Annotated in this window: 11 protein-coding genes and 1 tRNA gene; 5 read left to right on the top strand and 7 right to left on the bottom strand. The window is 71.4% G+C overall.

The window, feature by feature from the left end; translation table 11 throughout:
* Positions 1-206: 206 nt before the first annotated feature.
* Positions 207-281 (bottom strand) — tRNA-Val (locus OG522_RS25930).
* Between the two features lie 166 nt (positions 282-447).
* Between OG522_RS25930 and OG522_RS25925 the strand changes: the two genes are divergently transcribed.
* From OG522_RS25925 to OG522_RS25910, 4 genes are all read left to right on the top strand, one after another.
* Positions 448-1,212: a DUF4097 family beta strand repeat-containing protein gene (locus OG522_RS25925; protein ID WP_329465397.1), complete on the top strand. Its 765-nt coding sequence runs from the start codon at positions 448-450 to the stop codon at positions 1,210-1,212.
* A 106-nt stretch (positions 1,213-1,318) separates the two neighbouring features.
* A complete protein-coding gene (locus OG522_RS25920; protein WP_329465396.1) occupies positions 1,319-2,680 on the top strand; it encodes a hypothetical protein in 1,362 nt (453 codons plus the stop codon).
* A 120-nt stretch (positions 2,681-2,800) separates the two neighbouring features.
* Positions 2,801-3,313 (top strand): DUF4383 domain-containing protein, encoded by a 513-nt coding sequence (locus OG522_RS25915; protein WP_329465395.1) that lies wholly within the window; start codon positions 2,801-2,803, stop codon positions 3,311-3,313.
* Between the two features lie 79 nt (positions 3,314-3,392).
* Entirely contained in the window at positions 3,393-3,605 is a 213-nt protein-coding gene (locus OG522_RS25910; protein ID WP_329465394.1) for an FmdB family zinc ribbon protein, read from the top strand.
* A 151-nt stretch (positions 3,606-3,756) separates the two neighbouring features.
* On the opposite strand, the gene OG522_RS25905 is transcribed toward OG522_RS25910, so the two are convergent.
* From OG522_RS25905 to OG522_RS25890, 4 genes are read right to left on the bottom strand one after another with little or no spacing between them, the layout of a single operon-like run.
* Complete coding sequence (locus OG522_RS25905; protein ID WP_329465393.1) at positions 3,757-4,416, bottom strand: O-methyltransferase; 660 nt, start codon at positions 4,414-4,416, stop codon at positions 3,757-3,759.
* Between the two features lie 15 nt (positions 4,417-4,431).
* Entirely contained in the window at positions 4,432-5,283 is an 852-nt protein-coding gene (locus OG522_RS25900) for an HAD family hydrolase (RefSeq protein WP_329465392.1), read from the bottom strand.
* Entirely contained in the window at positions 5,280-7,805 is a 2,526-nt protein-coding gene (locus OG522_RS25895) for a phosphoribosyltransferase (protein ID WP_329465391.1), read from the bottom strand. The genes OG522_RS25900 and OG522_RS25895 overlap by 4 nt, the downstream gene beginning before the upstream one ends.
* Before the next feature lie 25 nt (positions 7,806-7,830).
* The gene (locus tag OG522_RS25890) at positions 7,831-8,994 is read right to left on the bottom strand and encodes an HpcH/HpaI aldolase/citrate lyase family protein (RefSeq protein ID WP_329465390.1); all 1,164 of its coding nucleotides are present in this window, start codon (positions 8,992-8,994) and stop codon (positions 7,831-7,833) included.
* Positions 8,995-9,216: 222 nt separating this feature from the next.
* Here OG522_RS25890 and OG522_RS25885 point away from each other — a divergent pair, with 222 nt between their 5' ends.
* Positions 9,217-10,005: a TerD family protein gene (locus OG522_RS25885; protein ID WP_329467739.1), complete on the top strand. Its 789-nt coding sequence runs from the start codon at positions 9,217-9,219 to the stop codon at positions 10,003-10,005.
* 13 nt (positions 10,006-10,018) lie between these two features.
* Here the strand turns inward: OG522_RS25885 and OG522_RS25880 are convergent, their stop codons facing one another.
* Together OG522_RS25880 and OG522_RS25875 are read right to left on the bottom strand one after the other, a co-directional pair.
* On the bottom strand, positions 10,019-10,756 hold the full coding sequence (locus OG522_RS25880; RefSeq protein ID WP_329465389.1) for a TerD family protein: 738 nt from the start codon (positions 10,754-10,756) through the stop codon (positions 10,019-10,021).
* Between the two features lie 152 nt (positions 10,757-10,908).
* On the bottom strand, positions 10,909-12,051 hold the full coding sequence (locus OG522_RS25875; protein ID WP_329465388.1) for a DUF475 domain-containing protein: 1,143 nt from the start codon (positions 12,049-12,051) through the stop codon (positions 10,909-10,911).
* Positions 12,052-12,126 lie beyond the last annotated feature (75 nt).

Below are 12,126 nucleotides of genomic sequence, written 5' to 3'. Positions count from 1 at the left end.
CCTCCCCGCTCCTGGCCCCCGCCGGACCCCGGCGCCGGGCGTTTCCCCGAGCACGCTGCGGCGCCGGCCGAGAAGCCCCGTCCCACCCCGGCGGGGCTTCCCGCTGCCCCGACATGCCCACGACAGCGCCACCCCATCCTGGCCTCGGCCCCGCCGAGTTGGAACGCCAAAGACCCCCGGCCGTCAACGGCCGGGGGTCCTCGTACTGGTGGGCGTGGACGGTTTCGAACCGCCGACATCTGCTTTGTAAGAGCAGCGCTCTACCCCTGAGCTACACACCCGTGGATGAGGGAACAGCGTACATGGCTCGTGGGGTGGACCCGCACATCGGAGGCGGGGGGTGGTGGTAGCCCCACCCCCGATTCGGTGGCAGGCGTCAGCGCGGGCGGGGGTGGGCGCTCCGTACCGTGGTGGGACGGGGATCGATCCAATCGGGGGACCAACACCATGGCACTTCACCGGCGCACCGCGCTGCTCGCCGCCTGTGGGGCGGGGCTGCTCGCGTTCGCTCTCACCGGGTGCGGGAGCGCGGACGCGGCGGACGCGCCCGTCGAGCACAAGAACTTCCCCTTCGCCGGGAAGACCCTGACCATCGAGGCCGACGATTCGACCGTGGTCGTGACGCCCGCCGACGTGCCGGACGTCGAGGTCGCGCGGCAGGTGAACGGGTGGGTCGCGTTCGGTAGCGGGCCGGACGCGAGCTGGGGCCTCAAGAACGGCACGCTGAGCCTCACCGTCAAGTGCGGCGGGTTGATCAGCAACTGCGGTGCCCGGCACGAGGTGAAGGTGCCGCGCGGTGTGGCGGTGACCGTCACCAGCGACAACGGCCGGGTCGAAGCCGCCGGCTTCGCCACCCCGCTGAAGATCACCTCCGACAACGGCCGGGTGAGCGTCAAGGATTCCTCGGGCCCCCTGGACCTCACCGCGCAGGACGGGCGGATCGAAGGCGAGGGGCTCTTGTCGAAGACCGTGCGGGCCGGTTCGGACAACGGCCGGGTGGAGCTCGCGTTCGCGGTCGTGCCGGACAGCGTGCAGGCCACGAGCGACGACGGCCGGGTCGACCTGTCCGTACCGAAGGGCACGTACAAGGTCGACGCCCGCGCGGACAGCGGCCGGGTCGGTGTCGCGGTGGACCGCTCCGATTCCAGTACGCACGTGCTGACCGCGCGCAGCGACAACGGCCGGGTCACCGTGCGGAGCAACCCGAAGTGACATGAGCTGATTCGCCCCGGGCAACCGTGAACTGACCGGGCCGTGTGTTCGTCCTTGGCTGGTGGGAGAATGGACCAGGCAGGGCGACACGGCACGGGAGAGGGATGTGACGGCGACACACGCGCGGCCGTACAGCAGAGCGGGTGCCACCGTCCGGGACGTGCTGGCGCTGATGGCCATCCCCGTGGTGCTCGGCGCCGCGGTGCTGCCGGGCGCCTTCGCGGGGGGCGGTACGCGCCGCTGGTTCGGCGGGCGGGGCGAGAGCCTGCGCGCCGATGCCCAGGCCGCCAAGGACGCGGCGGCGGCCGCGTTCTACGAGCTCGACACCGCCCAGCGCGATCTGCGGATCTCGATCGAGACGATCACGGCCGTGGACAGTTCGCCGGGGGCCCGCCGGGCGGTCGACGACTTCGACGCGCTCGGGCGCCGCATCGACGAAGCCAGCAACCAGTACATCACCGCCGTCGACGCCCATGACCTCGACCGCGACGACCTCGACGCCTCCGTCGCTTCCCGGGCGCGGGCGGAACTGACGGCCGCCAAGGACGAACTCGTCCGGGTGAAGAGCGAGCTCGACCGCTTCGAGCAGAACCTGCGGCCGCTGCTCGACACCGCCGAGACCCAGCTCGCCCGGCTCGCCCCCGCCGTCGAGCGGGCCCGGCACGCGCTGCTCGGCGCCAGTACCGCGCTGGACGCGGTGCGCGCCTCGGGGCTGCGCGCCGACGAACTCGCGGCGCGGCTCGCCCAGCTCGGCCCCGAGCTGACCAAGCTCAACCAGGGCGCGGGCCGGCACGGCGTGCCCGAGACGCTCCAGCGCGCCGACCGGGTGCTGCGCGACGCGGAGGCGGTGCGGGCCGAGGCTGAGCAACTGCCCGCCCGCGCAACCGAGATCGACCGCAGGCTCGTCTCGCTGCGGACCCGCGCCGAGGCGCTCACCACCCGGGCCGGCACCGTCGACCCGGTGCTGAGCGAACTGCGCCGCAGGTTCTCGGCCGCCTGCTGGCAGGACCTCCAGCACGTCCCCGAGCAGGCCGTCGTCTCGGTACGCCAAGCCGAGCAGAAGCTCAAGGAGGCGGCCCAGGCGCGCGAGGAGCAGCACTGGGCGGATGCCACCGCGCGCCTCACCACGGTGCGGGAGCTGCTCAACACCACGGACGAGGCGGTCTCGGCGGCCGGGGACCGGCTGCGCAGACTCAATGACGTGGCGAAGGACCCGCAGCAGGAGATCCAGCGGACCCGGTTCGCGATCCGGGACGCCCAGCGTCTGGCGATGTCCGGCCGCAACACCCCCGACCCGCGCCACGCCAGGCCGCTGGACGACTCGGTGGCCCGGCTGGAGCGCGCGATCGCCTCGCTGGAGGGCCGCCACCCGGACTACTGGCACTTCCTGACCGAGACCGAGGCGGTGCGGCAGGCCGTCGCGCGGGTGGTGGCCCAGATCCGCGAGGAGCGCGGCCACAGCGGCTGAGTCGGCGGACGCGGGGCGCAGGGGCTCCCCGGTCGGCTTCCGGCTGATTTGTTACCCGTCCGACCTGGGCGGATCCTGGAGTACGTACGCCATGCGTGCTGACGGGAGGAGGCCCCCACCATGGCCACCCACGCGCTCCACCGACTCAACCAGCACCGGGTCACGCTCAACGAGCACCTGCCGGTCGACCACCGGCTCAGCCGCGTCTACCGCGTCGGCGCCGGGCTCATGGGGCTCTTTCTGCTCGTTTTCGGCATCCTCGGCCTGCTCCACCGGATCGGCTTCTTCGACACCGGCGGCGACAGAGTCGTCGGGCTCGACACCAACGGCACGCTGAGTGTGCTGTCCGTCGCCGTCGGTCTGCTGCTCCTGTACGGGATGGTCAGAGGCGGAAACTTCGCGTCGTCGCTCAACATCGTGCTCGGCGTCGCCTTCCTGATCAGCGGGTTCGTGAACCTCGCCCTGATCGGCACCCCGCGCAACTTCCTGGCCTTCGGGATGCAGAACGTGCTGTTCAGCTTCGTGGTCGGGCTGCTTTTGATGGTCTTCGGGATGTACGGGCGGGTCACCGGCTTCCTGCCCCACGACAACCCGTACTGGAGGGCGCGCCACCAGCCCCCCGACGAGCTCTAGCCGGGGGTCGGCGGACCGCTGACGTCTCGACCTCGTCCCGGCCGGTCCGCCACTGCCGGGCACCCTCTAACCTTGGGCCATGCCTCGCTATGAATACCGCTGCCGCTCCTGCGGCGACACGTTCGAGCTCAGCCGCCCGATGGCCGAGTCGGCCGCGCCCGCGACCTGCCCCGTCGGCCACGACGACACGGTGAAGCTACTCTCCACCGTCGCCGTGGGCGGTTCCGCAAAGCCCTCCTCCGCCCCGCCCGCCGCAGGCGGCGGTTGCTGCGGCGGCGGCCGCTGCGGCTGACCCGCGAGACCCAAAGGGGCGCGGGGAACTGCGCGACCAGCCACCCACGGCCCGCAGCCCGCACATACGCGACCCGACCCCCGCGGCCCGGCCCCGCAGACCCCGCACATACGCGGAGCCGAGCCGCCGACACCCGCACCCCCGCGGAGCGCTACCGCTTGCGGGACAGGGTCAGTCCGTCCGCGACGGTCAGCATGACGCTGTCCATCCGCGCGTCCTTCGCCACGTGGTCGTTGAACGCGCGGATCGCGGCGGGCGCACCCTCCGCCTCCGGGTCGAGAACCCGCCCGTGGAAGAGCACGTTGTCCGTGGCGATCAGCCCGCCCGGCCGCATCCGGGGCACCAACTCCTCCCAGTACGCGATGTAGTTGACCTTGTCCGCGTCGAGGTAGGCGAAGTCGATGTGCGGCTCCCGCGGCATCGCCGCCAGCGTGTCGAGCGCGGGCGCGATCCGCAGTTCGATGCGCTCGGCGACCCCGGCCTTCGCCCAGGCCTCGCGGCCGTACGCCGCCCACTCCTGCGACACGTCGCAGGCGATCAGTTTGCCGTCGGCGGGCAGCGCCTGCGCCATCGCGAGGGCCGAGAAGCCGGTGAACGTCCCCACCTCGACGATGTGCCGGGCGCCCACGAGCCGTACGAGGAAGGCGAGCAGCGGCGCCTGTTCCTCGGCCGACTGCATGCCCGCGTAATCGGGCAGCTGGGCATAGGTCGTCTCCACGAGCTCCTGCTGGACCGCGTCCAGAGGAGGGTTGTGGGCCAGCATGTAGGCGTACAACTCATCAGTGATCTTGGTGGTGTTTCCTTTGCTCATGCGGCGACCGTAGCCTCAGCTCTCGCGTCCCGAAAGGATTTCGTCGGGCTCTCGGCGCACGGCGCGGGCCAGGAAGCGGCGCAGTATCTCCTCGCCGGCCAGCACCCCGCGTGCCGCGAGCGCCTCGGTGCCGGGTGCCTGCCAGCCGGCCTCGGCGAGTTCGCCGTGGCCCGGCCGCCAGCCCTCGTCGGCGGCGAGCAGGAGGTCGGCGTCGAGCAGCGAGTCGCCTGCGGCCAGGGTGAGTTGGGCGCCGGTGCGGCGGGCGACCTCCCGGACCGCGGCGCTCTTGGTGAGCGGCTTGGGCACCGCGTAGATCTTGCGGCCCTGGAGCGAGACCGTCCAGCCGCGCGGCTCCGCCCACGCGGCGAGCTCCTTGGCCCAGCCGGACGGCAGCAGTTCCCGCTCCACGACGAGGTAGGCGAAGAGGTCCTCGGCGACGCGTTCCTTGCGCAGCCACGTCGGGTCGGCGACGGCCTTCAGGTGGGCTCGCACCTCGTCGAGCGGCACGCACTCGGCGGCGATGCGGCCCGCCACCGAACGCGCCCAGTCGGGGTCGGACACGCCGTCCACGAGCAGGTGTCCGCCGTTGGCGCAGATCGCGAACCGCGAGGGCGGCCCCGGGAGTTGGATGCGCTGGTACTGCTTGCGCGTGCGGGTGGTGGTCGGTACGAAGACGGCGGCCGCCTTCAGTTCGGCGAGCAGTTTCGCGGCGCGTTCGGTGACGTACGAGAGGGGTTTGTGCTCGTGGACCTCGACGCAGAGCAGCCGGGGCGCGACCGGGTCGGGCATGGTGAGGCCGAGCGCCGCGGCCGAGTAGATCAGGGTGCGGTCGAGGTCGCTCGCGACCAGCGTGACGGGCGTACTCATCGGGCCGCCACCGCCCTGCCGTCGGCGCCGGTCGCGCCGCGGGTGAACCGGGGGTGGATCAGGCCGACACAGCTGTACGGCAGCCCGTCCACCTCCTCGACCGGTACGCCGCGCTGCTCGGCGAGCAGCCTGACGTGATCGAGGTCGGCCCCTGCGCCGCGTGCGGCGAGGATCTTCCAGGGGACCCGGCGCAGCAGCACCCGGGTGGTCTCGCCGACACCCGGCTTGACCAGGTTGATGTCGTGGATGCCGTACTCCTCGCTGATGCGCTCGACGGCGGCCCAGCCCTCCCAGGTCGGCGAGCGGTCGGTGTCCCGCAGGGCCTTGGCCTGGTGGTCCACGTCGTCGGCGACCTCGTCGAAGTGGGCGGCGACGGCATCGAGGAAGTCGGCCGAGACATCGGCGTCGGCCAGATCGCGGTAGAACTTGGCGCCGTGGAAGTCGCCGGGTCCGATGAGGTCCTGGCGCAGCACGGTGCGCGAAACCAGCCCGGACACCGTGGAGTTGAGGCAGGCCGAGGGGATCAGGAAGTCCTCGCGGGTGCCGTACGTACGCACACAGGAGCCGGGGTCGGCGAGCACCGCGATCTCCGGGTCGAAGCCCGCGAACTCGGGGAACTCCCTTATCGCGGCGGCCAGTTCGCGGGTGATGGCACCCTTGCCCGTCCAGCCGTCGACGAACACGACGTCGGCGGGGTCGTGGTGGGCGGCGAGCCAGCGCAGCGCGTTGGGGTCGATGCCCCGGCCGCGCACGATGGAGACCGCGTAGTGCGGCAGGTCGAGGCCGTGCCGGTGCTCGGCCCAGCGACGCATCAGGACACCGACGGGGGTTCCGGCGCGGGCGAGCGAGACGAGCACCGGGCGGGGCGACCTCTCGGCGAGGACGGTCTCGGTGACCACTCCGACGGCCCGCGCGATCCGTCCGGCCGAGGCGTCGAGCGCGCTCCGGAACAGCTCCTGGTACCCGGGGCTCGGCTGGTACTCGACGGGCAGCGACTCCGCGTAGTGCGCGCCGCCGCTCTGGATGGCCTCCTCGCGCTCCTCCGTCGGGGCTTCGAGCTCCACCCCGGAGAGGTCCTTGAGGAGCCAGCCCACCTCGTCGGGCGCGTAGGAGGAGAAGGCGGGCCCCCTGAGGGGTTGCGGCAGCGGCTCGGGCATGGGGGCACCTTCGGGTACGTACGAGGGCAGGACGGCGAGCACGACGTGCGGTATGTGGGCGCCCAGCTGGGCCAACAGGCCGTCGCTGGCGTGCAGTTGGGGGGTGTCGGCGACGGAGTCCACGACGACGGCCACCGCGTCGAAGCCGTTTCCCGCCACGTTGTACGCGTACCGCTCGCCGGGGCCGTCGGCCGGGTCGTCGTGCGCGGGGAAGACGAGGCGGGTGCGGATGGCGTACCCGGGGTCGTCCACGGCGAGCACGGGCGAGCGCGTGGTGGTCGAGTAGCGCACCTCGCCCCCGCCGAGCTCTTCGAGGGCGACGGCGAGCCTGAGCGGCGCGTACATCAGCTCCTCGAAGCCGAGGACGAGGATGCGGGGCGGGGTCCGAGGAGCGGGCTCTTCCGGCGCTCCGGGGGCGTCCGGGGCCCCGGGGGCCGGTGTGCTCGGCGCGCTCGCGGGGCCCGCGGGGCCCGCGATTCCCAACGCCGCCGCCAGGCGGTCGGCCATGCCCGGCAGGGCGGCCTCCAGCCGGTCGCGGTGGGCCGGGGTGAATCCGTGTCGCCCACCGTCGGGAAGCCCCTCGGGCCAGCGCAGGTCGACCCGGCGGGTGCGGGGCGGCTGGTGAGCACCGCTCTCCGGACGCGGGCGTCCCGGGTTCACCGCCGCCTCGTGTTCGGCGACCAGCGCCCGCCCCTTCTCCAACACGCCCTCCGGCAGCCGCACCGTGCCGGACGCCGAGGCCACCAGGTCGACCCGGGCGCCGATCTCCGCGGCGAAGGCGGTGAGGCGGTCGCGGTCCTCGGGCGCGCGCATGTCGACAAGGGCGACGATCACGTAGTGGTCGCGCGGATGGCGGGCGTGGAGGTCGCCAATGGTGTTGAGGACCGTGTTGCCGGTCGAGAACTCGTCGTCGACCAGGACCAACGGGCCATCGCCTGCGAGGAGTTGGGGATCCTGGGGCAGCAGCAGGTGCGAGGTGGCGTGGGAGTGGGCCTCCTCGAAGCCGCCCGCCGTCGCCACTGTCGCGACCGGGCGGCGGGTGGAGTGCAGGCAGGGCGCGAGGGCCAGGCCGTCGGCGACCGAGTGGCCGAGGCCCGTCGCGGTCTCCGCGTAGCCGAGCACCACCGCCCGCCCCGCCGCCTCATCCCCGAGCAACTCCCTTACGCGCACGCCCAGTTCGTATCCCGCGAGCCACACCACGGAGGGGCGCTGCGGCACGTGCTTGCCCAGCACGTTGGAGACCAGCAGGTGCGCGCGCTTCGGGTTGCGGCGCAGGGCCAGCCCGAGCAGGGCGCTCAGCCGCTCGTCTCCGACGAGTTCGACTCCCAGCCGCCCGGCGACCCACGTTCCCGACCACTCAACCACGTTGCTGTGTCCCTCTGTTCGTTCGTCAGCCGGCCAGGCCGGCCGTCAGCAGGTCTACGAAGCCGACGTCCTGGGCGGCGACGCCGAAGACCTCCGCCCGCAGCAGGGTGCGCTCGGCCCAGGCCCGGTGCGGTTTCACCTCGTTCATCTTGTTCGTGTACGCGGAGCGCAGCACCCCGCCGCCGCCCCGCTCGGGCCGCAGGATGTCCTGGGCATCGCTGAACTCCTCGTGGCTGACCACCGACAAAGCGTGCACGGGCACCACGTGCGAGGGGTGGATGCAGGTCTTGCCGAGCAGGCCGTTGGCCCGGTCGAGCTCGATCTCGCGCAGCAGTCCGTCCAGGTCGTGCTCGATCAGCGCGGTGCGCAGTTCCTCGGCGCGCCCCTCCAGGAAGGGGCTGCGGCGCAGCTGCGGCTTGAACATCCGCTCCTGGAGGCGGAAGTACTCCCACACGGGGCCGGTGATGGTGAAGCCGCTGCCGTCGGCCCGCCCCAGCACGTTCACCACGTCCCCGATCACGCCGGCGACGATCTGGACGTCGTACGCCGTCATGTCCGGCGAGCGGCGCAGCCCGTAGGTGGAGCAGAAGTCGGTGACACCGAGGCGGAGGGCGAGGATCCGCTCACGGTACTTCTCCACGGTGCGCGCGATTCCGGCCAATGTGTCGGCCCGGGTCTCCAGATGGACCAGCTGGGGCGATTCCAGGACGGGCATGGCGAAGAGCCGGCGGCCGCTCGCCGATTCGGCGGCGGTGAGCGCCTCCAGGAAGGGAATGCCGCGTTCCTCGGTGAACTTCGGCAGGACGAAGCCGCAGAGCAGCCGTCCGGAGGAACCGAGGCGCTGCACCAGGTCCGGTATCTGGACCGGCTCGCGGACCCGCACGAAGAGCAGCGGGACTTCCTCACCGCGGGCGTCGAGGTCGGCGAACTGCTCGACCAGATTGGCCTCGGCGGCCGCCACTTCGGCGTCGTCGATGGAGTCCTCCAGGCACAGCACCATGGACACCACGCCGCGACGGGCCTGCTTCAGCACGTCGTCGGCCAGGGTGAGCCGGGTCGCCGGGCTGTACAGCGTGGCGCCGAGGGCCGCCGACAGCACGCGTGCGGAAGAGCCCGCGGTGAATTCGCAGGGCTCGCGATGGAAGAGGTTCTTCCGTGCAGCCGGCGGGACGTGCCCGAAATGCCGCATACATATCCCCCGTACTGCCAGGACGACCGAGACTTTGAGTGGCCGGTAATAGTACGTAGGAACACGTGTCAAGAGTTCCCCAAGTCCGTGAAATCGAGGTAACTCATCTGCATCGGCATATCTCCGTGTACCCGGCCGTGGACCCGGTGGGGATCGCGCGGGACGCACCGGACGGCGCCCCCGCGTTGTCCGCGGGCGTCATGGGGAGGCAGGATGACCGGCATGACGCACGCGATGCTGAAGGGATCGAACGTCCCGCTGGAGGCCCTGGCCGTGCGGGCCGTTCTGCGCTGGTCGCCCGGCACGGACGTCCCGGACGTGGACGCCTCGGCGCTGCTGCTCGGCGGCGACGGCAGGGTGCGTTCGGACGAGGACTTCGTCTTCTACAACCAGCCGCGCCACCCCTCGGGTCTGGTGCGCCGGCTTCCCAAGAAGCGTGTCGCCGAGGGCCTCACCGACACCGTCGAGGCCGATCTGGCCGCGCTCGACCGGACCGTCGAGCGGGTACTGATCACCGCCTCGTCGGACGGCGCGACCTTCCGCGCCGTGCGTGATCTGCGGATCGCGCTGTTCGACGCGGCGGCCTCCGGGGCCGAGCCGGTCGCCGTGTTCGACGTGCGGCCGGAGACCGGCGAGGAGACCGCGATCATCTGCGGCGAGCTGTACCGCCGCGGCGAGGGCTGGAAGTTCCGCGCGGTGGGCCAGGGCTATCCGACCGGCCTGGTCGGCCTGGCCACCGAGTACGGCATCTCGGTGGACGAGGACGGCGAGAGCACGGACGGTGCGCGCAATGCGCCCGGTGCGCCGTCCGTGCCCCAGCCCTACCCTCAGCAGGCGGCCCAGCCCTCCTACGGGTACCCGCATCCGGCACCCCCGGCGCAGCCGCCCGCGCCGCAGCCCTCGTACGGCTATCCACAGCCCGCCTACGGCTACCCCCAGCCCGCGGCGGCCCCGGCCCCCGGCCCAGCCTTCGTACTGCCGCCGATGGGGCCGCAGTTCATCCGCCAGTAGCCCGCCCGGCTCCTCAGGCCTTGGTCTTGTAGCCGCGGCCCCACTGGAGTCCCCAGCCGTACAGGCGGTCCAGCTCGGCCTGGAAGCCGTACACGAACTTCACCTCGCGCTTCACCACCATGTCGCCCTTGACGTTCTCGATGGAGACGACCGCGCAGGAGCGGGCCTCGGGGGCGCGCTCGTCGAGCTCGATCTCGATGCGCGGGCCGTTGCTCGGGTAGAGCGTCACCTTGGCGTGGGTGCGGTCGAAGGCCGGGGTCTGGTCGTAGATGTAGACGAAGACCAGCAGCCGTTGGATCTCGTCGCGGTGGTCCAGGTTGACGAAGATCGTCTCGCCGGACGCCGAGCCGAAGCGGTCGTCGCCGCTGCACTCCACGTAGGGCGGCTTGTTGGTGGCGCCGAAGAAGTTGCCCAGCGGCTGGACCACGCCCTTGGTGCCGTCCTTGAGCTCGTACAGGCAGCCCAGGTCGAGGTCCACGTTGACCATGGACTGGGTGTGCCCCTGGACCATCTCCGGTTTGAAGTACTTGAACGGGTGGCGCAGCAGCCGCCCGCCCTCGTCGGGTTTGCCTCCGAAGTCGGAGGTCCGCATCCGCCAGGACAGGTTGACCCGCAGGCTGCCCGTGTTGGCCCCCTGCTTCCCGAGCGAGACCGTGTTGTGCCGTCGGGTCAGCTCGATCGTGTTGGTCGCCGCGCTGCCCGAGTCGAACTGTGAGGTCCTGCCGCGCCACAGGCCGTCCCAGAACGCCATTGCCCCCACCCCATAGATCCGTGAACCGTCCCCGCACAGAAGAGCGCGGGGCGGCCGGCGAGGCCGAGGCCTCGTGACCGCCCCGCACAAGAGCGTTCCGCAATCGGCGGCGGATCACACGCCCGAGGGCGTGTGATCCGGGAGCACCGGGGTCACACCCCGGAGCCCACTTCCGCCTGCTCACTGAAGTCGCCGCCGCCCTCCGCCTCGATCCGCCGGTTGCGGCGGACGGAGGACCAGAAGGACCAGGCGATCAGGACTACGCCGACGAGACCCGTGATGACCTCGTTGATCTCGTACTGGATGGTGACGAGCAGGATGACGGCGAGCGCACCGATCGCGTAGTGCGCGCCGTGCTCCAGGTAGACGTAGTCGTCGAGGGTGCCCTGGCGCACCAGGTAGACGGTGAGGGACCGGACGTACATCGCGCCGATGCCGAGGCCGAGCGCCATCAGGACGATGTCGTTGGTGATGGCGAAGGCGCCGATCACCCCGTCGAAGGAGAACGACGCGTCCAGGACCTCCAGGTAGAGGAACATGAAGAACGCGGCCTTGCCCGCCATGGCGACGGCAGAAACCTTGCTGCCGGTGCGCGCGGCCTCTTCCTCCGCCTCGTGCTCGCGCTCCTCGTCCTCTTCGAGCCGGTTCTCGAAGTAGCCCGAGAGGCCGCCGACGACGAGGTAGGTGATGAGGCCCGCGATGCCCGAGATCAGTACGGTCTGCGCCTTGTCGGCGTGGGCTCCGCCGTGCTGGTGGGCGTGGGTCGCGAACGTCATGGAGGCGACGAGCAGGACGATCATGGCGATGCAGACCGACAGCATGTCGATCTTGCCGAGCTTGGCCAGCGGGCGCTCCAGCCAGGCGAGCCACTTGATGTCGCGGTCCTCGAAGATGAAGTCGAGGAAGATCATCAGCAGGAACATGCCACCGAAGGCGGCGATCGACGGGTGTGCGTCGGTCACCAGCTGCTGGTAGCGGTCGGCGTCGTTCAGCGCCAGGTTGACCGCGTCCACCGGGCCGATCTTGGCACTGATGGCGACGATGACGACGGGGAAGAGCAGCCGCATGCCGAAGACCGCGATGAGCACGCCGACCGTGAGGAAGATCTTCTGCCAGAAGGCGTTCATCTTCTTCAGGATCCCGGCGTTGACCACCGCGTTGTCGAAGGACAGCGAGATCTCCAGGACGGCCAGGATCGCGACAACCCCGAACGCGGTCCAGCCGCCGTAGAGCACGGCCAGGGCCAGGCCGATCGCGGTGATCACGAATGACCAGCCGAAGGTTTTCAGAAGCACTGACTTCCCCATCGTGTAGAGCGGACCGGCCCACGGAGAGCGGGTGTCCCCCCGCACCGCGCACGGCTTTGGCGC

Source organism: Streptomyces sp. NBC_01431 (assembly GCF_036231355.1).
Lineage (GTDB): Bacteria > Actinomycetota > Actinomycetes > Streptomycetales > Streptomycetaceae > Streptomyces.
Note: the sequence above shows the minus strand (reverse complement) of the source record. Positions and strands in the feature narration are given on the sequence as shown.

Bases quoted from the DNA above. Each gene is read 5' to 3' on its own strand.
- OG522_RS25925 (WP_329465397.1), top strand. From the start codon at position 448: ATGGCACTTCACCGGCGCACCGCGCTGCTCGCCGCCTGTGGGGCGGGG.
- OG522_RS25915 (WP_329465395.1), top strand. From the start codon at position 2,801: ATGGCCACCCACGCGCTCCACCGACTCAACCAGCACCGGGTCACGCTC.
- OG522_RS25910 (WP_329465394.1), top strand. From the start codon at position 3,393: ATGCCTCGCTATGAATACCGCTGCCGCTCCTGCGGCGACACGTTCGAG.
- OG522_RS25905 (WP_329465393.1), bottom strand. From the start codon at position 4,416: ATGAGCAAAGGAAACACCACCAAGATCACTGATGAGTTGTACGCCTAC.
- OG522_RS25900 (WP_329465392.1), bottom strand. From the start codon at position 5,283: ATGAGTACGCCCGTCACGCTGGTCGCGAGCGACCTCGACCGCACCCTG.
- OG522_RS25890 (WP_329465390.1), bottom strand. From the start codon at position 8,994: ATGCGGCATTTCGGGCACGTCCCGCCGGCTGCACGGAAGAACCTCTTC.
- OG522_RS25885 (WP_329467739.1), top strand. From the start codon at position 9,217: ATGACGCACGCGATGCTGAAGGGATCGAACGTCCCGCTGGAGGCCCTG.
- OG522_RS25880 (WP_329465389.1), bottom strand. From the start codon at position 10,756: ATGGCGTTCTGGGACGGCCTGTGGCGCGGCAGGACCTCACAGTTCGAC.